Origin of the sequence: Microcoleus sp. SVA1B4 (assembly GCF_036700545.1) — a bacterium.
In the GTDB taxonomy this organism is placed as follows: Bacteria; Cyanobacteriota; Cyanobacteriia; order Cyanobacteriales; family Microcoleaceae; genus Microcoleus.
Window position 1 is genome coordinate 15,917 of sequence record NZ_JAUBPB010000068.1, and the last position, 22,696, is coordinate 38,612.

The window sequence follows — 22,696 nt, forward strand, 5'->3', positions numbered from 1 at the left end:
TAATTTTACATGGAATGACAACTCAAAAGGAAAATAAAAAATGAATTCAGAAACAGTGCAAGTGAATTTCCAGCAGCAGGCAGAAATTTATTTGGCTACAGGGAACTTCGATCGGGCGATCGCACTTTGCCAACAAATTTTGGCATCTGAACCCAATTCAGCAGAGACTTGCAAGACCTTGGGAAAGGCGCTGCAAGCTCAGGGTAAACTAGAAGACGCAAGGTATTGGTATAAAGTTGCGATCGCCCTGCAACCCGATTTTGCCGAAGCTTTTGCTAACCTAGGCACTCTCTGTGCTACTTGGGAACAGTGGCAAGAGGCGATCGCCTGTTACCAAAAAGCCATCTCCCTGCAACCAAACTTTGCAGGATTTTACCGTAATTTGAGCCGGATATTTACCCAAGTCGGTCAAGCTGAAGAAGCAGCAGATTGTTGGTATCAAGCACTCATGGTGGAACCGATAGAGATAGCAGAAGAATATCTCGATTTAGGTAATACTTTGTTGGCGCAAAACAAGCCAGAAAAAGCGCTGAATTGTTACCACCGCACGATTTATTTAAACCCCAGCTTTTGCGAAGCTTACTGCCAATTAGCAGAAGCTGCTAGCGAGCTAAAGCAGTGGGACGAAGCTATTATTAACTACCGCAAAGCTATTCAACTCCAGCCGGAGATTTCTGATTTTCATTACAAATTAGGCAATGTTTTGCAAGCTAAGGAACTCTGGCGCGAAGCGGAGGCAGCCTACCGAAAAAGTATTGATTTAAATCCCAATTCTTTTTTGTCATACTACAACTTAGGCAGCGTGCTGCTCAAGTTAGAAAAATGGCAAGAAGCTGCGATCGCCTACCGCACGGCGGTGGAAATTAACCCGGATTATTCTTGGTCTTACTACAGCATCGGTGCAGCTTGCGATCGATTAGAAGAATGGTCGGAATCCGCCGCAGCTTACCAGCGCGCTACTGAATTAGATCCGAATTTTTTTGCAGCTTTTCACCAGTTAGGAGATGCTCTTGTTAAACTAGAAAAATTGTCGGAAGCTGAGGCTGCATACGAACAGGCGATCGCACTAAATGCGGATTTATTTTGGTCTCATTATAACTTAGCTTTGACTTTAGTTAAACTTCAAAAGTTTGAAGCCGCAACACTCGCTTATCGGCGGGCGATCGCACTCAATCCAGAATTCTCTTGGACTTACCACAATTTAGGAGCAGCGCTGTTAAAAACCCAACAGTGGAAAGCCGCAGCTACCGCTTACCAACGTGCTATTGAACTTAATCCCACTATTTCTTGGTCTTATTACAATTTAGGCGATGCTTTGAGTGGAAGTCACGCATGGAACGATGCTGTTGCTGCCTACCTTTGTGCGCTTCAAATCGAGCCGTCCCTCCCGAAAATTTACATAAAATTAGGTGAGGCTCTAACTAAAAGAACTCCGGTAGATTCAGATGTAGCAACTAGCTACTATCACCACCAAATGGAGCCGCTGCACGCTCCTGAATTTTACTGCGAAATCGCCCAAAAGTTTGCTGAGAGCGATCGGCTTAACGAAGCCATAATGTTGTACTTGATGGCATTAGAAATTAGACCAAAAGATCCAGAAATATCCCAAAAATTAGAGGAGATTTTAGAAAAACAGCGTCAAACAGGGGAATCTACTCTATTATTAGAGTTAGAGGCTAAGGATATTCGCGATCGCTACATTGCCCGAGTAGTCAAAGGCAAGACTTTTGCAGAAGTCGGCGGCTTGTGGGGAACTGTCAGCGAAAAAGTATCTGTAGCTAGCAAATACGGTGCAGTTTCTCTGACAATGATTGATGCCATGCCGGCATCCCTCCAGTGGTGGCCAGATTTTCACGATCGCATGACAAGTTTAAATATTGCTAATTATCACTGTATCAATCAAGATATCACTCAGATTCAACTTGCAGACATTGGCGAGCCTTACGATATAACTCACTGTGCAGGAGTTTTGTACCATCACCCCCATCCGTTGCAGATTTTAGTTGCCTTGCGTCAGATAACTCGCGAGCATTTAATTTTCACTTCAGTTATTACCCAACAAGTAATAGAAAATGAGTTGGGACGCTATGAAATTCCCGCTTCTGGAGTAATGTTTATTCCAGCTTTGGACGACGCTGAACGAGCTATTTTAACAGCTTATTGGCGGCCATTCATCAACAACAACGCACTTATAGGGATAACTGAGAAAGCAGTTTTTGACATGGACAATTTTGCGCCGTGCTGGTGGCTACCTACAGCTACTGCTTTAGAAGCTATGTGCGAAGTCGCGGGATTTAAGGTTTTAGATAAAGGATTGACTTGGGACAATAATGCTCTGACTCTGCTGCTGGGGATTTGAGGATTGCTAAACGAACAATAACAGGACTTGCTTGTGCACAAACGGCTAAACACTCGGTTTAGGAGCGAATTCCTCGTTTTCTTTCCCCAATATTCCTACTAGAAACCGGGTGTTTTCCGTAAGTCCTAAATAAAATAGCTGCCCACATTTTTGTGAAGAAAACAGGAACAGGGAAATAATCAATGAACAATCAGCAACCAGAGACGCCACTAGGAAACATTTTAGTAGTAGACGATACAGCAGAAAACCTGCGTCTGTTGTCTACGATGTTGACTCAGAGGGGATACACCCCCCGCTGCGTGATTAACGGAAAAATGGCTTTGAGAGCGTGCAATTCTAATCCACCAGATTTGATTTTGCTGGACATAATGATGCCGGAAATGAACGGTTACGAAGTTTGTCAGCATTTGAAATTAGAACCTAAAACTCGCGAAATTCCGGTAATTTTTATCAGCGCTAAAGATGAAGTATTTGACAAAGTAAACGCATTTGCTGTGGGAGCTGTTGACTATATCAGCAAGCCATTTCAGTTTGAAGAAGTGCTGGCCCGCATCGAAAGTCACCTCAGCCTGCGGAATTTACAAAAGCAGCTAAAAGAACAAAATATGCTGCTGCAAGAAGAAATTACGAGCCGCTTAGCAGTGGAAAAAACTCTTCAGGAGAAAAACCAAATTTTGCAACAAGAAATCAGCACCCGTCGCGCCGTTGAAAAAGCTCTGCAAGAGCAAAATTTGGTACTCCAGCAAGAGATATCCCACCGCCAGCGCGCCGAATCGGCTCTATTAAAATCTAACCAAGAATTGGCGCGTTCAAATGCGGAACTAGAACAATTTGCTTATGTGGCTTCTCATGACTTGCAAGCGCCTTTAGCAACCATTGCTAGTTACTCTCAACTTTTAGAAAAACGCTACAAAGACCAACTCGACAGCCAAGGTAGTAAGTTTATCGGCAATATCGTTCAGGGCTGCACCAGAATGCAAACTTTAATTGACGATTTACTCGAATATTCCCGCGTTGGCAGGAGTCGGAAACCTTTTCAACTGACAGATTGCAATCATGCAGTCGAGCAAGCACTCGCGAACCTGCAAGGGGCGATCCGCGAGACTAAAGCCGTTGTCACCTACAGCGAATTACCCGCGGTAATGGGGGATATTTCTCAACTCGTACAACTATTTCAAAATTTAGTCAGCAATGCGATTAAATATCGCCACGATGCAACGCCTGTGGTTCATATTACCGCTTGCAAACAGGAGGAAAACTGGTTAATTTCTGTCTCAGATAATGGAATTGGGATTGCTCCACAGCATCAAACACGTATCTTTCAAATTTTTCAGCGCTTGCATACTCAAAGAGAATATTCTGGGACTGGTATTGGTTTAGCAATTTGTCAAAAAATTGTGGAACTTCACGGCGGATCTATCTGGGTGGAATCGGAACCGGAGCAAGGTTCAATTTTTTACTTTACTCTCGCTTAATTGAGGCATAATTTCGGCAAAATGGATAAGCTATAATGTTTGTAAAATCCATCATTTTCTCTATTTATTAGAAGTTGTCACGTAGAATATATAATGTAGAAGTCAAAACATTTAATAGGGGGAGATAAAAACATTAAATAATTGTTGGAAAGGAGTGTGAGTATCGGGGTGGGATATGGGCTACAGTTGCATTCATTTTTTTAAGTGGTATAAATGGCAATTTAGAATAAAACTTCTTTTCCGTTGACAGTCTAGTTGGTGCGTGATATAATTTTACTTATTAAACATATTATTTGTAAAGCTTGCTTACCCTCCCCCAATCTGACGATCGATGTATCTGTACGTGGAATTGAATGACTGCCCGGAAAATAAAAGGTAAAATTCAAGTTATTTTAATATTTTCTTGATTAACAAATATTATGAAAGCAGTTTTTAACTTAGCTTTGCCTCCTATCTGCTTTAAAGTTCTGTTAGTAGAAGACAACCCTCATGAAGCTGAGCTGATTGAAGATTTGCTGTCAGAAATAGGCGGCGCGCAGCGTATAGTGCTGACGAAAGTAGAGCGCCTCAGCGAAGCGCAGCAGCGATTGAATCAAGAAACTTTTGACATAATTTTATTAGACCTTTCATTGCCAGATAGTCGGGGAATCGAGACGGTTGCTCGGGTACAAGAGTACGGGGTAAATGTGCCGATCGTAGTTCTGACCGCCCAAAACGACGAAGAACTTGCCCTGCGGTTGATTTCTGTCGGCGTACAGGATTATTTGGTAAAAAGAAAAATCGACAGCGAACTGTTAATTCGATCGCTCCGCTACGCCATAGAACGCCAAAACAGTCAAGATGCTTTGCGAAAAAGTGAAGAAAAATATCGCTCGGTGGTGGAAAATTCCCTGATCGGCATTGCAATCATCGCTCCAATTATTGACAGCGAAATTCCTCTAAATTGCCACTGGATAGAAGTTAACGATGCCCTGTGCAATTTGCTGGGCTATGAGCGCTACGAACTCGTGCAAAATAATTGGCTAGAGTTGACTCATCCAGAAGATTTGGAGGCTAATTGTGAAAATTTTTCTCAGATGTTAGCAGGTAGGAGCGACGGTTACATCTTAGACAAAAGGTTGCTCAGAAAAAATGGCGAAATAGTTCACACGCGAGTTTCCCGGCGCTGCATCCGCCGCATGGACGGGTCTATCGACCGGATAATCGAAGTAGTGTTGGACGTGAGCGATCGCTACCGCTACGAAGCCAAACTGAAAGCGTCAGAAGAATTTTTAAACCACACCATAAATGCTACGCCCGACCCAATTTTTGTCAAAGACGAGCAACACCGCTGGATGATATTAAATGATGCTTTTTGTCAGTTGGTCGGCAAATCGCGGCAAGAACTTATCGGCAAATCAGATTATGACTTTTTTCCCCAATCAGAAGCTGCTGTTTTTTGGACAAAAGATGAAGAAGTATTGACACCTGGTATCTGCTTGGAAACCGAAGAAAGCTTCACAGACTCTGCCGGAAAAGAACACATAATTTCTACCAAAAAAAGCGTCTTCAAAATAGCAGACGGCAGTAAAGTAATAGTGGGTACAATTAGAGATTTTACCGAATACAGAAAGCAACAAAAAGCCCTGGAACAAAGCGAAGCTCGCTTTCAAAAATTGGTAGCTAACCTGCCGGGAACAATTTATCAATTACGAATGTCAGCAACTGGAAAAATGTCTTTCCCTTACATCTCTTCAGGGAGCCGACAACTCTACGAATTAGAGGCAGAAGCAATAGAGCAAAATGCGGAACTGATTTCCAATGGAATTCACCCAGACGACCTCTTAGATTTAAAAGCATCAATGGCAATTTCAGCCACTACGCTGCAACCTTGGCAGCAGCAGTGGCGACAGACTTTGCCATCTGGAAAAGTTAAGTGGCTGCAAGGAGCTGCGAGACCAGAAAGGCTCACTAATGAAAGCAAATCTGGCAGGGAAGGCGATATTCTCTGGGACGGTTTAGTGATGGATATCACTGAATTAAAGCAGGCACAAACAGAGCGCGATCGTTTTTTCACTATCTCCTTAGACTTGCTTTGTATTGTAGGTTTTGATGGTCGTTTTAAACGTTTAAACCCAGCTTGGTCAACAGCTTTAGGATACAGTATTAGTGAATTGTTTGCCAAGCCAATGATCGATTTTGTTCATCCAGACGATCGAAAAGTCACTGCTGCCGAAGGAGCAAAACTAATAGCGGGTACGTCCAGTATCTCCTTTGAAAACCGCTACATCTGCAAAGACGGTTCTTACAAATACTTCCTGTGGACGGCATCGCCATTTAGCGAAGAAGGTTTAATCTACTCAGTCGGTCACGACATTACCTCTCGTAAACAAGCAGAGTCCCAACTCCAGCGACAAGCAGTAGCAATGGCCGCTGCTTATGACGGCATCGCTATTTTTAATAATAATAAAGAATGTATTTATTCCAACGACGCTTATCTCAAAATGTACGACTTGGCTAGCCCTAGCGAAATGTATGGCAAGAAATGGAAAATGCTCTACAGCAAAGCAGAAAATATATTTTTTGAATTACAAATAATGCCGATGCTTCTGCAAAAAGGGTACTGCAATATAGAAGCGACCGGTCAGCGCCGTGACGGTACTAAGTTTCCTCAAGAATTGTCGCTGACAATGCTTGTCGGTGGCGAAATTATTTCTATAGTCCGCGATATAACTAATAGAAAACAGGTAGAATCAGCCCTGCGATCGAGCCAGCGCCGCTACCAAACTTTAGCAGAAGCATCGCCAGTTTGCATATTTCACACTGACACATTGGGAAATTGTCTTTATGTGAATCAACGGTGGAGCGAAATTACGGGATTAAACGCAGAATTAGCAGCAGAAATTGGCTGGATGAATGCCATACATCCCGATGATGTGGATCGGGTAAAAAATGAATGGCATAGCTCAATTATTGATACAATTCCTTTTAAATCAGAATACCGATTTCAGCGTCCAGACGGTAGGGTAATTTGGGTGATCGGTCAGGCAATTGCAGAAATCGGAGACAAGCAGGAAATTAAAGGCTATATCGGCACTATTACTGATATTAGCGATCGCAAACAAGCAGAATTAGATTTGCTGCGAGTTACTCAAGCGGTGGAAAGCACCAGCGATGCGATCGGCATTGCTGACTTGACAGGGCGATCGCTCTACCACAATCAAGCCTTTGTTCAACAGTACGGCTACACAGCAGAAGAACTAAACACAGCAGGCGGATTAACAGCAATTTATCCTCAAACTAAAGTGCTGCTAGAAATGTTTAAAACGCTCCGTAAAGGCAAATCTTGGCAAGGCGAACTCAAAATCAACACTAAAAACAACGAACTGGTAACAACTTTATTTCGCGCCGACGGCATTAAAGATGAAACTGGTCATTTAATCGGGTTAGTGGGAGTAATTACCGACATCACCGAACGCAAACAAGCGGAGATGGCACTGCAGCAGCAATTAAGGCGAGAACGGCTAGTAGTTGCTATGCTCGATCGCATTCGCTCCTCCCTAAATTTAGAAGAAGTCCTGACAACTGCTGTCAAACAAGTGCGGCAATTTTTGCAAACAGACCGCACAGTTATTTACCGCTTTAATCCCGACTGGAGCGGCTTTGTTGTTGTGGAATCCGTGGCAAAAAATAGAATTTCGCTGCTAAATTTTAACAATATTGATGGCTGTTTTAAAGAGAAATTTGTTGAAGTTTATCAGAAAGGCGGTATTAGAGCTATGGAAGATATTTACCTGGAAAATTTGACGGAATGCCACATGAAATTTCTCGAAAAAATTGAAGTAAAAGCTAACTTAATAGTACCAATTTTAAAAGCACGAGAAAGCATTTCCCAGACCCAACCGACGGCAGAAAATCAGCTCTGGGGACTGCTGATAGCCCAGGATTGCAGGGGCCCCCGTCCCTGGGATTCCTCAGAAATAGAATCTCTCCGGCAATTGTGCGTGCAATTGGCGATCGCGATTCAGCAATCGACGCTATTTCAACAAGCACAAACGGAAATTGCCGATCGCAAACTTGCAGAATCTGCCCTCCAACAAGCTGCATTAGCCGCAGAAAGCGCCAACCGCGCCAAAAGCGAATTTCTGGCCAATATGAGCCACGAACTACGCACGCCTTTAAACGGCGTTTTAGGTTACACTCAAATCCTCAAAACCGACAAAGACTTAAACTCAGATCACCAAGAAAGTCTCAGCAATATTCAACAGTGCGGTCAACACCTGCTGATGTTAATCGACGATGTTTTAGATCTTTCCAAAATTGAAGCTAGAAAAATGGAACTCTACCCGGAAGAGTTGAATTTTCTAAATTTCACGAAAAACATTGCAGATCTCTTTCAGATGCGAGCTTCGCAAAAAGAAATTTTATTCCATTACGAACAAGTCTCTCCCCTCCCTAGCTGCGTTCGTGTAGATCCAAAAAGATTGCGCCAAATTCTCATAAATTTACTCAGCAATGCGGTTAAGTTTACTAACAGCGGCGGTGTGACTTTTAAAGTCGGCTATGTCGGCACAGAGGCCTGGAGTCGAGGGCAAGGAGAAAATTATGAGTTCTCGACTTTGAGCTCGGAACTAAAACAAAATTATATGCGCTTTTCCCACAATCCGATCGCAGCCAAACACGCTTTAAAAATCCGCTTTCAAGTCGAGGATACCGGCACGGGAATAGAGCAAAGCAAGTTAGAAGAAATATTTTTGCCATTCCACCAAGTAGGAGGCAATACGTTTGTTGAAGGTACAGGTCTCGGACTCTCGATTAGCCAGAAATTAGCGAAACTAATGGGTGCCGAAATTCGCGTCCACAGCACTTTGGGAAAAGGCAGCACTTTTTGGGTAGATTTAGAATTGCCAGCAGCTAAACGGTACTTGGAGGTGTCTCCTTTGCAGGAAAAACGCTGGCTTGTCGGTTTTATCGGCAACAAGCGGAAAGTGTTAATAGTGGATGACAATCAACAGAATCGCGATTTGTTGTGCAGGCTGCTGCGACGTTTAGGATTTGAGGTGGCAGAAGCCCAAAACGGCCAAGAATGCCTCTACAAAACAGTTGAATTTCAACCGGATGTCATTTTAATGGACTTGCGGATGCCTGTAATGGATGGCTTAGAAACGGCAAGAAGACTGCGGCAGTTGCCGGAAGTAAAAGATGTTGTGTTAATCGCTATGTCAGCTAGCGTTTTCGAGGCTACGCAGCAAGATAGCATCCTCGCAGGGTACGATGCTTTTCTTCCCAAACCGATCGAAGCAAATCACTTTTTGGAACAGTTGCGCGTGCGTTTGGGACTAGAATGGATTTATGGGGAATCTTCGGAAAACAAAAAGCGCAAACCTCCCAGTTTGTCACCAGCCTCTGATTTTCCTGCTTATTCTTCTCTGTTACCTGCGGCTTCTGAGTCGGTAGTAAAACTTTTGAAACTCGCAGCTATGGGCGACATTGAAGAAATTTTTGATGAGAGTGCTAAGCTGGAGAGTTTAGAACCTAATTTAATGCCGTTTGTCTCGAAGCTGCGCCAACTTGCTAAGGGATTTCAGCTCAAACAAATTCGGAATATTTTAAAGCAATATATCGATGGTCAGTAGGCAGTAGTCAATCGATTTTAGATTTTAGATTTTAGATTTTAGATTTTAGATTGAAGTATTGACTTGCGCGAGATAAATTCGGGGGATCCTTTATCGGATACAGGTTTTTTATTTCTGGACGGATGAATCACGTGGCGGGTATCCTGGATGCTTTCGGTCGGTAGTCAGTGGTCAGTGGTCAGTAGTTATATCATGTCCGATCGCTCGATCGGACACGATCTCACTCTAATAGCCAACCAAATAATTCTCCTACTGTCAGTTGCAATTCCATGGCAAAAGATGGCACGGGCAATAACTGTTCCGGTTCGTCAAACACCTCCGTTGATTGAGTCGGCCGATATACAAAAACCGATCGCTCCTCTGGATCGATTAACCAACCCATTTGAGTTCCATGTTTGAGACAATATAAAATATTTTTAGTAACTTTAGTTTGGCTTTGGTCGGGGGAGAGGATTTCAATTGTCCAATCCGGGGCGATCGCAAACACATTTGCCACACCACCATTTTCTTTACGGGGAATGCGTTCCCAAGTGAATACAGTCACGTCGGGAACGATCGCTCGACCGCCAAAAATGCACCGTAGTTCTGGAAATGCTCGCGCCACCTTTTGAGGTTTGAGAGTAGCATTAGCAGCGCTTGTCAACTCGCCTTGAATGACACTATGTTGGCCTTGAGGCATTGGTTTTTGAATGATTTCACCGTCAATGTACTCGCTGGCTGGTTTAGTTTCTGGCAACTTCAGAAACTCTTGGAGTGTCAAAGATTTTGGCAGGGTTTCTACCATCCAATTTTACCTATAAAATAGAGTTTCATCTGCTATTTTACCCAAAAGTCCCGGACTCGTGCGATCGGCGCTCCACTCACTTCAACATCCGGCTCTACCACCTTGCATCCTGCGGCTAATCTTGCTTCTATATATTCAGAGACAGTTTTTGAGAGAGTTGGGATTGAAATTACTTTGCCTCAGTAACGGCCACGGAGAAGACGCGATCGCCCTTCGCATCTTGCAGGAACTGCAACAGCACCCGCATCCGCCAGAATTAGCCGTGTTTCCGCTAGTGGGTGAAGGGCAAGCTTTCGCTCAACTAGAAAACGCCCGCATCATCGGCCCGGTGCAGCGAATGCCTTCGGGCGGCTTTATTTACATGGACAGAAGGGAATTTTTGCGCGATGTCAAAGGTGGCCTGCTGCAGTTGACCATCGCTCAGTTTAAAGCCATCCGCGCTTGGGTGCGGACTCAACAACAGTCTGGAAATCAAGACGGCGTTATTTTAGCCTGCGGGGATATTGTACCGCTGCTGTTTGCTTGGCTCAGCGGCGCGCCCTATGCCTTTGTCGGTACTGCCAAGTCCGAGTATTATTTGCGGGACGAGGACGGGCCTCTGGCTCGCAAATCCAGGGTAAGCGGTGGGTGGAATTGGTCGCGATCGGTTTATTTGCCTTGGGAGCGCTGGTTGATGACTCGATCGCGCTGTCGGGCCGTTTTTGCCAGGGACGCGCTAACCGCCGAGACTTTACAAAAGCTGGGTATTCCCGCTTACGATCTCGGAAACCCGATGATGGACGGACTCGAACCGGAAAATCCAGCCGGTTTTTACGGCCCTGACGCAGAGTTTCGGGAAATCGAGCGATCGCTCATCATCACCTTACTCCCCGGTTCTAGAGCGCCGGAAGCCTATGCTAATTGGCTGCTAATAGTAGAGGCTGTAGCCGGAATTTTATCCTTGTTTGCCGATCGCAAATTGTTATTTTTCGGAGCCATTTCTCCAGAGTTAAACTTAGAAGCTTTGCGACCTAGTTTAGAATTTTTCGGGTGGCGACAAGACGGCGAAATTAGAACGCAGCGGCCAGAAGGAAGTATTTTGCGACCTCCTGTTTCCAGCGCTCAAGAAATTCGGAAAGAATCTCCTAATTTGCTATTGCCCCTGACATTTGTGCAGAGAAACGCCACGATGATTTTGACTCAGCAAAGTTTTAACGATTGTTTGTACGAAGCCGATTTAGCAATAGCAATGGCCGGAACGGCTACAGAACAATTTGTAGGTTTAGGAAAACCGGCGATCGCCATTCCCGGAAACGGCCCGCAATTTACTTTCGCCTTTGCAGAAGCTCAAAGTCGCCTGTTAGGGCCGTCATTAATTTTAGTCAAACATCCCGCCGAAGTTGCCGGCGCCGTGCAGTCTTTGCTCCGCGACCCCGACAGGTTGCAGCTAATCGCTGACAATGGCTGGCGCCGCATGGGAGAACCCGGTGCAGCAGCCAGAATTGCCGAGTGTTTAATTCAGCGATTCGGCGGTGAATTCAGCAATTCTCCATTGCCCGCAATAGACTAGGAACAAAACAATTTTGTGTTCCTGCCCAGTATCTTTAATACTACTTTCTTTAAAAAAAATCTTGTTCGCTAATATCATGTCCGATCGATCGCCCATAATACAATTGCCGGGGCCCGTTTGTGAGATTGTCCGTTTTTGGCAAATATTATTGGCTCACGGGCCCCTACAGGAATCCGGGTAATCGACCGGACATGATATAACTACTAACTTCCGTTGTATGTAGTGAGGAATGCAAGTCCTCTGATTTTTATGAGGAGTTGCATTCCGATGCTGCAAACCAATTTTATTGTGGTTGTTCGAGTAGGGTGTGCTGGGCCGCGCACCTTACTAATACACCACTGGCAGAAAAATTTAATTCGCCGTTTGTTCCGAAGATTGAGCCCAGAAATTAGCTTGAGGAATTTTAAAATCCGACTTAACCAAAACTCCCGGTTCTCGCTGCATCGGCAGCACATCTAAAGTATCCGTTTGCGCGCAATATTTTAAATCTTCAATAACACCTAAACCGAGGAGACGCTGACCGTGACTGGCTCTTTCCAACAATTCGTGTAACCGATCTTGCCAGTGGAGATAAAGAGCAATAGCCCCAAATACTTCATCGTTACCAGCAAAATCGCTCGCAGGAATACCGCTTTCTGCTAGGAGACTTTGGGCGATCGCACCAGCACAAACCGTATCTTCCAACGAATAACTTCCTTCCCAACCAGAACCCACAATCCAAATAGTTTCCGGCTGTTTACTTAACAAAAACTGCACCACAGATTTGCGGTTAATCAAAGCCGCCGTTAACACAGTTGCAGCAGCTTGCACTCGTTCCAGAGCGCGAGTACCATTAGTTGTGCTGATAAAAATTCGCTTCCCACTCACCTTTTCTGGCGTGCAGTCGAGAGGAGAATTCCCCATGTCAAATCCGTCAACTTTCCCGCCGCCGCGCTCTCCAGCGCGAATCCGCTTATCTGCAGGCCATTTTTCGCTCTCGGCCATTAGCTTATCTAAGTCGCTGAAAACTTGGACAGCTTCCGCCCCATTATTCAGGGCCGTTGCCATTGTCGTAGTCGCCCGCAGCACATCAACTGCGATCGCGCAAGCCGGCATTTTGTCGGCTGGCGTAAGTTCCGGGGTATGGTAAATAAAAAGCTTCACTTTTGGGCTACCTGCGATAAATCCTCATCAGTCATAATAATGGAAAATGGATAATAGAAAATAGAGTCGAGTCTTCAAAAGCAGAAAATATGTCAAAACAGTTAAATTCAAACCCCGCCCACGCCGCCATTACCGCACCAATTGGACTCCTGGCAGGTTTCACCTATCCTTTGCGAGCTTTCACGCTGATTTTGCAAACTCCCAAGCTGTGGACTTATGTATTAGTTCCCGTGGTGCTAAATTTTATAATTGGTATTGGTCTTTATTTAAGCTTGCTATTTCCCAGTTTGGCTGGGATAGATGTTTTAGTTGCCGATTTGTCCGTCCGATTTAATGCTCTAATTGCGAGTTTTCCCGCTTGGCTGAGCTTTCTCGGCGTGTTAACAGTTGCTTTCGGCTGGCTGCTGCGCGTACTCCTAGTGTCAGGACTTTTGCTGATAATTGGATTTTTGTTAGTGCAGTTTGGCGTGATTTTAGGTTCGCCCTGGTACGGCAAACTTTCCGAACAATTGGAACTGCTGCGGAACGGTCAATTGCCCGCAGAAGCACCAATGAATTTGGCGAGTAGTTTTGGGGATATTCAAAGGGCGATCGCCTTTGAACTGCGAAAACTACAAATTTTGTTGAGCGTCGGTATACCCCTGCTGCTGCTAAATTTTATTCCTGGTGTCGGCTCTATTCTTAGCAGTTTGGGTGGCGTAGCTTTGGGCGCGACTATTGTCTGTTTGGACTTTTTAGATGCACCTTTGGAGAGGCGCAGGCGACCTTTTCAGGAGAAGTTGGAGATAATTTGGGCGAGTTTGCCCGCCAGCGGGAGTTTTGGTTTGGTTTGTTTGGGTTTGGTGAGCATTCCGCTGTTGAATCTGTTGGCGATTCCGCTGTGCGTGACGGCGGGAACTTTGTTTTTTTGCGATCGCATTTGGCCGGCCCGCTTTGCCCCAGAAGAAAGAAAGAGCGATCGAGAAACTAACATTACAACTTAAAAACTAGGGAGATGCTTCTTCCTTCGGCTGACTCTGGGAGTTAAGGCCCAAAAACGGGCTTAAAAACAGCCAGCTAATGAAGAAAAATGATGCTGTAAATAGCTGGACAATATCGATCGCCGACAAATATCCGTCAGATAAGAGTGCAATAGTTCTATCTGTCAGCCCGAATATCCAAGAGAGAATCCCAAACAGCCAAATGCCTTTTTGGAGCATGGGCAAAAATGCTGAAACTTCGGAGTTTTGCTGCTTGTTCATTGATTTAGCCCTTGTTTGCGAAAAGTCTGATTAACCGGGCACCCCAAGGGCTTAAGGATTTTTAGTGTCTCCTCGGATTCCCTTTGTTATCTATATGTTAAGAAATGTTTCCCGAAATGACAACGCGCCCTGGGAGGTATTTCCGCATCTATCTCAAGAGGTAGTCGCAGCCCCAACAAACAGTGATATTTGCTACACTTTGGTAGGATGCGCGATCGCGATCGGGTTCTGGGCTAGTCTTGCCATTAGTCCCAGGCGGTTGATATAGTGGGTCACAGGCTACGTAAAAGAGCGAAATCACAAATTATGTTATTTAACAGTATTGAATTTTTAGTATTTTTTGCGATTGTTTTCGCCATATATTATTTCCCTCCGTTGCAAAAATTGCAGGTTCCCATCCTGATAATTGCCAGCTTTATTTTTTACAGTTGGAGCGCCCCCGCACTGTTGCTGATCCTGCTACTCTCCATTCTTATCAACGCTACAATCAGCTTTCAAGTTGCCCGGATTTCTGGCAAGAAACAGCGATTTTTTTGGGCTTTATCGGGAGTCGTTCTCAATGTATTAATTTTGAGCTTGTTTAAATACGCTGGTTTGCTAACTAACTTTGTTACCGATGTTTTTAATATTGCTCGCTCCGAAGGCAGCATTGCTTATTTATTCTTAAAATTGCCTCTGCCTATCGGCATTTCTTTCTACACATTTGAAGGCATAAGTTTAATCGTAGACGTACTGACTCAAAAAAACAAAAGCGAAACCGAAGCAAACGCTTACGTCTCGCCCAACTTCACCCAACACCTGCTAAATACTTCATTTTTTATTAGCTTTTTCCCCAATTTACTGTCAGGCCCGATTTTAAAATCCAAGACTTTTTATCCCCAGATTGTTCCTAAATACTTTAAAGATATTCCTTGGAATTTCATTTTTCGCTCGCTCGTTGTCGGCTACTTCCTAAAAATGGTCATCGCCGACAACTTAAAAGACTATACCTTCTGGATCAGCTTTCCCTACTACCAAGGATTTGGAACGATTACCAACCTGACACTGCTGTTTGGCTACTCAATCCAAATTTTCGCCGATTTTGCCGGTTACTCCTTAATTGCGATCGGTTTTGCAGCCGCTTTGGGTTACAGAATTCCCGACAACTTCGACTTTCCTTACATCTCTCGTTCCCTCTCCGAATTCTGGAGAAGGTGGCACATTTCCCTCTCAACTTGGCTCCGAGATTATCTATACTTTCCCCTCGGCGGAAACCGCAAAGGCAGAATCAGAACTTATGTTAACTTAATGATAGTAATGACTTTAGGAGGATTATGGCATGGGGCTGCTTGGAGTTATGCAGTTTGGGGAATTTATCACGGCTTGGGTTTAGCCGTAGAACGCTTTTTTGGCTTCGACAAATCCAAAAACAAATTGCCAGAACCAAATCAAGCAAAAACCAAACCAATCTGGCAGCAATTATTATTGGACAGCCTTAGCGTTTTAGGCATTTTCTCTTTTGTTTCCGTGGGATGGCTGCTTTTCAAACTGCCTCGATTTGAAGAAGCGGTTGACTTCGCAGTTACTTTAGTTCGCAACTATAAAATCAAGCCCGGTTGGAGTCACATTATTCCGACGCTAATTTTTTCGTTACCAGTAGTGATTTATCACATTCCCCATTTTCCCACTTGGCAAAATCTGATGAAACAGGATTCAAATAAAAACGGCCAAAAAGTCTGGAGCGTTTATCAAGATTTAGCTTTAGGAATTATGCTAGCAATGATATTCCTCAACAGTGGCAGCTCGAAACAATTTATTTATTTCCAATTCTAGAAGGTGTTCTATGTTTGTCAAATTCCCGTTGCGACCGATTTTGCGCCCGGTACTAATTTTTCTGTTTATAATGAGTTTTTATCAAGCGCTCGTCAGCGGCGGAGTTTTGCCTGCTTCCGATGGAGTTAGCCTGCTTCAAAATAATATTGTTAAAACTCAAAGGTATGTATATCAGGATAATTCCGATCTAAAAATGGTAATGGTAGGTAGTTCTCTAGCTGCAAACCTTAATATTAAAGACATTGGAGAGGGCGTAAAGAGCATAGCCTTGGGGGGAGGAGCGAGCCAAACAGGTTTAGAAATAGTTAAAAGAAGTAAAACCAAGCCTCCTATTGTTTTGGTGGAAATTAACGATACTATTGTTCGGAAAATAGATACAGAATTAATGGATTCTTTGTATCATCCTCTTTTTTATTGGTTACGCCAGTATCTACCAATGATGAGAGAGGAATACCGTCCGATTAGCATTTTTGTGGATGTTTTTAAAAGTCGATCGAAGCCGAGTCAAAAAGTGACGCGAGAGGCTCTAGACAGATTAGAAGGTCGATATCTTACTCCCGACTTATCCCAAAAAGCTATCCAAACGATAGTAGATATTCAAAGTCAACCTTTGTCTGAACAAGATGCAGAAGCTATAAAAAAAGAAGCTGAGTTTATTAAAATTCAAATCGCAGAAATCCAAAAAAATAGCGGGGCAAAAGTAGTTTTATTTGACATACCGCAAGAGTCACGAGTTAACGCTGCAATCAGGAGAAAACAAGTCCAAGAATTGGCTAAAAAGCTGTTCCCGTCCGATCGTTTTGAGTGGCTGCCACCCCCGAAAGAGCGAGAATGGCGTACCAATGATGGCATCCACTTGATCCGCAGCGACGCTAGAGATTTTGCCGAGTTTTTGAGAGATAAATTGCTGAGTACGGTAGCGACGGGCTCTGTTGGCACCGCGCCTAGAAAAGAAAGCTTGTACTTTTTTTGAAGTGTGGCATACTACATAATGATCAAGTCTGGTTAAAGAACGATCGTGAGGTTTGTACTGATGAGGGAGAGTTATCAAAGCCCTAAAAGCCACAGCATAAACAATTTGATGATCAGTATCAACCCGGCTTGATATGAGTTCAGCGTCAATAAAATCGAACAATGGCACGCTTAAATCAGATTATTGCGATCGAAAAAGGCATCAAAAGCCGATCCGTCCAAGAACTCGCAGAAGCTCAAAAAGCACTCCAGAAGCCCGCTGTGCTTTCTGGAATCTCCCGTACATACCGCCCCAAAGACGAAGAAGGCGAACAACTGCCGCCAGAGTCCAAAAAAGTTGAAGTCAAAGCCGAAGAGATTATCCGCAAAACGACTGAATTTTTGACCAAACTCTTCGACGTAACCGCAACCAAAGATTGGACAAATTGTAGCGCCCGCGCTGACATAACTGTAGACGATCAGAACTGCTGGGTTTTATGGTAATTTATCAATCAAAGTGATACGACTTCCCCAAAAAAGAATGCAAAACCAAGCTCTAAACCGATACAGCGTCAGTCATTTCCAATCTAAAATCTAAAATCTAAAATCTAAAATGGTATGATTTACTGCATCAATCCTCAATGCGAACAACGCGAAAATCCTGCTGCTGCTCAAAATTGTCAGGCTTGTGGCACGGATTTGTTAATTGCCGATCGCTATCGTATCCTTAAACCAGTGCGATCGCCCAATCCCGCACGCCCCACAGACATCTTTGAAGTTGAAGATTTGGGAACCGGGGAAAACGAATGGGGCACTGTCAAAATTTTAAAAGTCTTGAAACACGCCCACAACCCCGATTTAGTTCGCTTGTTCAAGCAAGAAGCGCGAGTTTTGATTTGGCTGGCCGGAAAGGGATCTGTTCCCCAAGTCGAACCAGACGGTTATTTCCCAATTAAAATCCCCCAGAACTTCCAGAAATTGTCTTGTTTGGTGATGGAAAAAATTAGCGGAGAAAACTTGGCAGAATTATTAACTAAAAAACACTACGTTTCTCAAAAGCTCGCCCTTGATTGGCTGCAACAAATGCTTCAGATTTTGCAGGAAATCCACAGATATCATGTAGTGCATCGGGATATTAAACCATCCAACCTGATGGTTGAAGCCAAGGGAAAATTGAGATTAATTGACTTCGGCGCCGCCACAGAAGCAGAGATAGAGACAGCACCCATAGGTTCTGCTGGATACGCTGCACCGGAACAAATTCTAGGTAAAGCAGGCGTGCGATCGGACTTTTTTGCCCTAGGGCGTACTTTTGTACATTTATTAACAGGCATAGAGCCGATCGACTTTCCCGTTAATGAAAAAACTGGTAAAATTAATTGGAGGAACCAGGCTGTAGATATTGACCCGTTACTTCTAGAGTCGATCGACGAATTGATGGAACCGCTACCAGAAAACAGACCTGAAAATACCCAAGTTATTTTAGAAAAATTAAAAATTCACGACGCAGACCCCCTGCAAAAGGGGGACGCAACATCGCTTCAATAAATCTCTTCCAACCTGCGAAAATCCCGCTCAACTTCCGCCCACAAAGCCCGATTGTGAGGGTCAGTTTTCACAGCCTTTTTCAAATAAATTCTCGCCTTATCAACCTGCTTTTCTCCGATCAAATGCCGTCCCCAGCGCTGATAGGCGATCGCCTGCCACTGACGCACCTCCAAATCTTCGGGAACCCGCTGGGCCAAACCCTCAATCAAGGCGATCGCCCGCGGGAACCTGTGATATTTCAGCAACTGCTGCAACTCAACATAAGCATCTTGCTTTAACTTTTGTTCCACCGCCGACAGATCCGCATGAGATTGAACCGCAGCCTCTTTTCGAGTCACCTTAACTGCCTGCGGTTGAGCTTTCACCCCCCGATCCGGCGGTGTCGAACTAGGCGGCACAGTGGAATTGGCAACTTTCGACTCCGCAACATGGTGGGGGGCAACATTCACCAGGAACTTATAAGCCTCAGTAATAGCAATAAACTTATTTTTAGCCTGTTCGTTTCCCGGATTCACATCGGGGTGATACTGTCTCGCTAACTGCCGATAAGAGGTCTTAACTTGCGATAAACTCGCACCTAACCTCAGCCCTAACTGTCGGTAATAATCTGCAATATCCATCTAGCATGAATGAGCGTTGATAATTCCATTAAATATGGCAGAATCCTTCAATGTAAAGATTCTGCCAAAATTTACCGAAAAACTGGGTTGTAGTGCGAGGCTTGCCCGCACTACGGTAGCGCAAAAATAACTTACGGACGATCTTCGATCACTCTGTCAATCAAGCCGTATTCCTTGGCTTCCTCAGCGGACATGAAATAGTCGCGATCCATGTCCTTCTCGATTTTCTCGATCGGCTTGCCAGTATTCTTAGCATAGATACCGTTGAGTTGGTGGCGCAGTCGCAGAATCTCTTTGGCCTCAATCTGAATATCCGTTGCTTGTCCCCGCGTGCCCCCAGAAGGCTGGTGAATCATGATTCGCGAGTGAGGCAAAGCTAACCGTTTCCCCTTCGCACCGGCAGCTAACAGGAAAGAACCCATCGAAGCAGCCAAGCCCACACAAATCGTCACCACGTCTGATTTAATGTGCTGCATGGTATCAAAAATAGCCATGCCTGCCGACACCATCCCGCCTGGGGAATTGATGTATAAAATAATATCCTTACCTGAATCTTCCGAATCAAGATAGAGCATCACAGCGATGATTTGATTGGCAATTTCATCGTCAACGTCCCTGCCCAAGAAAATAATCCGTTCCCGGTAGAGGCGATCGTAGATATTAATCCACTGAGTATCATAACCCCCCGGCATCTTGTAGGGAACTTTTGGCACACCGATAGGCATAATTCGGAACTCCGTTTAGTTGGTAATTGGTAATTGGTAATTGGGAATTGGGCATCGGGAATTGGGTATTGGGCCTTGGGGAATGGGGAATCGGTAATTGGGAATCGGTAATTGGGAATTGTTAGTCATAAAAAGACTATTGAATAACTAACCAGGGTAGAAACTACTAGCCATTAACCCTTAATTATTACTCATGCCGATTCCCCATTTCCTATTACCCATTCCCGCTTCCCCATTCCCCATTCCCCATTTCCAATTCCCAGTTAGATGACTCCAGCCGGCAGCGGTTTCGGCAATTCTTCAGAACTTTCAAGAACGCGATCGATCAAACCGTATTCTTTAGCTTCCTGGGGCGTCAGGTACAGCAACCGATCCATATCTTTAGTAATCTTTTCGATTGGTTGGCCAGTACAGCTTGCAAAAATATCAAGCATCGTCGCTTTATTTGCCAGCACTTCCTTAGCGCGAATTTGAATGTCGCTTGCTTGACCCCGCGTGTAAGCCTTGGGTTGGTGCAACACAATGGAAGCGTGGGGCAAACTCGCTCGAAAGCCTTTTGTACCAGCCGCTAACAGCATCGCAGACATCCCCATTGCCGAACCGAGGCAAATAGTGTGTACGGGCGGCTTAATGTACCTGATCGTATCGCAGATAGCGAAGGCTTCTGTTTCAAAGCCGACGGGTTCGCCACTGTAACCAGAAGTGCCGGTCGAGTTGATGTAGATTTTGATCGGCTTCTCGGGGTCTTCGTACTGCAAGAACAACAGTTCAGCGATAATCAGTTCTGTTACCGCAGGCACCAGAGGCATCCCCAGATAAACGATCCGCTCCTTCAGCAACAGGGATGGCAAATCGGGAGGTGGCGTCCGAGAGTTCCCTTCCCCGTAGTATGGCGATTGCACTGCTTTAATGGGTGTGTTCATCAGAAAAATGAGTCTGAAACCCCGTCCTTCTAGGACGGCTTTACATTGGATTGGGGTGGAGGGGTATGGTTGCCCCTCCGTGGAGATGTGGTCTTCTCCCAAACTCCCTTACGGGTAAAGTTAGCTTCGCCAATGTTTTGAGAGCTTGTTAAACTTGCAGCACTGTTTCAGTGACCTTAAAACTGTTTAACTGCAAATGACAGGGCAGGGGACTAGCTTCGCATCCCAGGGTGTCATGACTCAAAAAACGTAGACCTCGAAAGTCTTAGGCTGGTCAGGACGGCTCGCAAGAATCTCTTACAAGCCTCATGCACTTAGGCTGAGGTTCCTGACATAACCGAAATGTTGCCTGAACTGATGGAGCTATTCTTAAAGAAATAGTAACGCAATCTTTAGGTATCCCGCATGAAAGTTAGTTTGCTCCCGGTTTTAAACGACCCTAACCTTGACGCTGCAGCGCCCTCGACGCAGCGCCAGCTAGCGATTTCGGTGTCTGCGACGGCAAGCTCGATCGACTCCAGCGTACCCTTAAACCTGTGCCTGATTCTCGACCACAGCGGTTCGATGGGCGGACGCCCCTTGGAAACAGTCAAACAAGCCGCCGGACGGTTGCTGGACAGGTTGAAGCCCGGGGATCGCTTTTGCGCGGTGGCTTTCGACCACAAAGCCAAAGTCCTCGTCCCCAATCAAATTGTGGGAGATCCCAGCAGTATTAAACGGCAAATTGAGCAATTGCGATCGGCCGGTGGCACAGCAATTGATGAGGGCATTAAGTTAGGTATTGAAGAGTTGGGCAAAGGCAAAAAAGAAGCTATATCTCAGGCGTTTCTGCTGACTGACGGCGAAAACGAACACGGCGACGACAGCCGCTGTTTGAAGTTGGCTAAATTGGCTGCCGACTACAACATGACTTTAAATTCTCTAGGATTTGGCGATAACTGGAACCAGGATATTTTGGAAAAGATTGCTGATGCTGGTGGCGGTGCTCTGGCTCACATTCAGCGTCCCGAAGATGCGGTTGACGAGTTTAGCAAACTATTTACTCGCATCCAAGGTGTAGGTTTGACTAATGCTTATTTGCTATTTTCACTGATGCCAAAAGTACGGTTAGCCGAACTCAAACCGATCGCCCAAGTTGCCCCGGATACGATCGAATTACCGGTACAGCAAGAGGGCGATCGTTTTATGGTACGCCTGGGAGATTTAATGAAGGATATAGAGCGAGTAGTTTTGGCTAATATTTATATTGGACAGTTGCCCGAAGGTACACAGGCGATCGGGCAATTGCAAATTCGCTACGACGATCCGAGTGTCGGCCAAGGTTTGCTTTCCGATCCTGTTGCACTTTCCGCTAATGTCGTGAAAGTTTATCAGCCGGCACTTAACCCAATGGTGCAGCAGCACATTTTAGCTTTGGCTAAATACCGCCAAACTCAACTGGCCGAAACTAGATTGCAACAGGGCGATCGAGCCGGCGCGGCGACAATGCTGCAAACTGCAGCTAAAACTGCTCTGCAAATGGGCGATAAAAGTGCCGCAACTGTGCTCCAAACCTCTGCTACTCGCTTGCAGTCTGGCGAACAATTGAGTGAAGCCGATCGCAAGAAAACTCGGATTGCTTCTAAAACTATTTTGAAGTAATCGGGCGATTTGAAATTTTAAATAATTTTAAATTTGGCGATCGGACAATTTGGCGATGCGAAATCGCCCCTACAAAAACGAAACCCGCGCCCAGGCGGGTTTCAATATTCTGAGTCTCGCCTGCAAAAAGCGAAAGTCAGTGTAGCCGGATTGTTTCAAGCTGTGGAGCGACAAGAAGCTCGATCGTTTAGAATGTTTGTATCACCTATCAAGACTGCTTGTATGAACCAGACGTATCCGCTCAATAAGTAGCGGTAGCACAGAAAAAAAAATAAGCAGAGTACACAAAGTGTCATAAAATAGGACACAT

At 44.9% G+C, this 22,696-nt stretch carries 16 protein-coding genes; 10 read left to right on the forward strand and 6 right to left on the reverse strand.

All coding sequences use genetic code 11. The annotated features are described in order from the left end of the window. Positions 1-40: 40 nt before the first annotated feature. From QT987_RS24135 to QT987_RS24145, 3 genes are all read left to right on the forward strand, one after another. Complete coding sequence (locus QT987_RS24135) at positions 41-2,359, forward strand: tetratricopeptide repeat protein (protein WP_333245300.1); 2,319 nt, start codon at positions 41-43, stop codon at positions 2,357-2,359. Positions 2,360-2,541: 182 nt separating this feature from the next. Then, on the forward strand, positions 2,542-3,834 hold the full coding sequence (locus QT987_RS24140; RefSeq protein WP_333244678.1) for an ATP-binding protein: 1,293 nt from the start codon (positions 2,542-2,544) through the stop codon (positions 3,832-3,834). A gap of 419 nt (positions 3,835-4,253) precedes the next feature. Further along, positions 4,254-9,449 (forward strand): PAS domain S-box protein, encoded by a 5,196-nt coding sequence (locus tag QT987_RS24145; RefSeq protein ID WP_333245303.1) that lies wholly within the window; start codon positions 4,254-4,256, stop codon positions 9,447-9,449. Positions 9,450-9,669: 220 nt separating this feature from the next. Here QT987_RS24145 and QT987_RS24150 read toward each other — a convergent pair whose 3' ends face one another. After that, the gene (locus QT987_RS24150; RefSeq protein ID WP_333245306.1) at positions 9,670-10,233 is read right to left on the reverse strand and encodes a Uma2 family endonuclease; all 564 of its coding nucleotides are present in this window, start codon (positions 10,231-10,233) and stop codon (positions 9,670-9,672) included. Positions 10,234-10,396: 163 nt separating this feature from the next. Between QT987_RS24150 and QT987_RS24155 the strand changes: the two genes are divergently transcribed. Further along, positions 10,397-11,782 carry a lipid-A-disaccharide synthase-related protein gene (locus QT987_RS24155; RefSeq protein ID WP_333245309.1) on the forward strand — a complete coding sequence of 462 codons (1,386 nt, stop codon included), beginning with the start codon at positions 10,397-10,399 and terminating at the stop codon, positions 11,780-11,782. 351 nt (positions 11,783-12,133) lie between these two features. Here QT987_RS24155 and QT987_RS24160 read toward each other — a convergent pair whose 3' ends face one another. Next, positions 12,134-12,925 (reverse strand): 2-phosphosulfolactate phosphatase family protein, encoded by a 792-nt coding sequence (locus QT987_RS24160; RefSeq protein WP_333245312.1) that lies wholly within the window; start codon positions 12,923-12,925, stop codon positions 12,134-12,136. Between the two features lie 89 nt (positions 12,926-13,014). Here QT987_RS24160 and QT987_RS24165 point away from each other — a divergent pair, with 89 nt between their 5' ends. After that, the gene (locus tag QT987_RS24165; protein WP_333244690.1) at positions 13,015-13,908 is read left to right on the forward strand and encodes an EI24 domain-containing protein; all 894 of its coding nucleotides are present in this window, start codon (positions 13,015-13,017) and stop codon (positions 13,906-13,908) included. 3 nt (positions 13,909-13,911) lie between these two features. Here QT987_RS24165 and QT987_RS24170 read toward each other — a convergent pair whose 3' ends face one another. Then, positions 13,912-14,166, reverse strand: coding sequence for a hypothetical protein (locus QT987_RS24170; RefSeq protein ID WP_333058797.1), 255 nt, complete (start codon positions 14,164-14,166; stop codon positions 13,912-13,914). A gap of 306 nt (positions 14,167-14,472) precedes the next feature. Between QT987_RS24170 and QT987_RS24175 the strand changes: the two genes are divergently transcribed. The 4 genes from QT987_RS24175 to QT987_RS24190 all read left to right on the forward strand — a co-directional run bounded on the left by QT987_RS24175 (position 14,473) and on the right by QT987_RS24190 (position 18,477). After that, on the forward strand, positions 14,473-15,978 hold the full coding sequence (locus QT987_RS24175) for an MBOAT family O-acyltransferase (RefSeq protein ID WP_333245315.1): 1,506 nt from the start codon (positions 14,473-14,475) through the stop codon (positions 15,976-15,978). A gap of 10 nt (positions 15,979-15,988) precedes the next feature. Beyond that, a complete protein-coding gene (locus QT987_RS24180) occupies positions 15,989-16,951 on the forward strand; it encodes a hypothetical protein (protein WP_333245318.1) in 963 nt (320 codons plus the stop codon). 161 nt (positions 16,952-17,112) lie between these two features. Further along, the gene (locus QT987_RS24185) at positions 17,113-17,433 is read left to right on the forward strand and encodes a DUF7873 family protein (RefSeq protein WP_333245321.1); all 321 of its coding nucleotides are present in this window, start codon (positions 17,113-17,115) and stop codon (positions 17,431-17,433) included. A 114-nt stretch (positions 17,434-17,547) separates the two neighbouring features. Further along, on the forward strand, positions 17,548-18,477 hold the full coding sequence (locus QT987_RS24190; protein WP_333245324.1) for a serine/threonine-protein kinase: 930 nt from the start codon (positions 17,548-17,550) through the stop codon (positions 18,475-18,477). Here QT987_RS24190 and QT987_RS24195 read toward each other — a convergent pair. The 3 genes from QT987_RS24195 to QT987_RS24205 form a co-directional block, all read right to left on the reverse strand. Next, on the reverse strand, positions 18,471-19,097 hold the full coding sequence (locus QT987_RS24195; protein ID WP_333055698.1) for a DnaJ domain-containing protein: 627 nt from the start codon (positions 19,095-19,097) through the stop codon (positions 18,471-18,473). The genes QT987_RS24190 and QT987_RS24195 overlap by 7 nt on opposite strands. Before the next feature lie 131 nt (positions 19,098-19,228). Beyond that, entirely contained in the window at positions 19,229-19,822 is a 594-nt protein-coding gene (locus tag QT987_RS24200) for an ATP-dependent Clp protease proteolytic subunit (protein ID WP_333055699.1), read from the reverse strand. Between the two features lie 263 nt (positions 19,823-20,085). Further along, positions 20,086-20,745, reverse strand: a complete 660-nt coding sequence (locus tag QT987_RS24205) for an ATP-dependent Clp protease proteolytic subunit (RefSeq protein ID WP_333199262.1) — start codon at positions 20,743-20,745, stop codon at positions 20,086-20,088. Positions 20,746-21,150: 405 nt separating this feature from the next. Here QT987_RS24205 and QT987_RS24210 point away from each other — a divergent pair, with 405 nt between their 5' ends. Next, positions 21,151-22,386, forward strand: a complete 1,236-nt coding sequence (locus tag QT987_RS24210; protein WP_333055701.1) for a VWA domain-containing protein — start codon at positions 21,151-21,153, stop codon at positions 22,384-22,386. Positions 22,387-22,696: the final 310 nt, after the last annotated feature.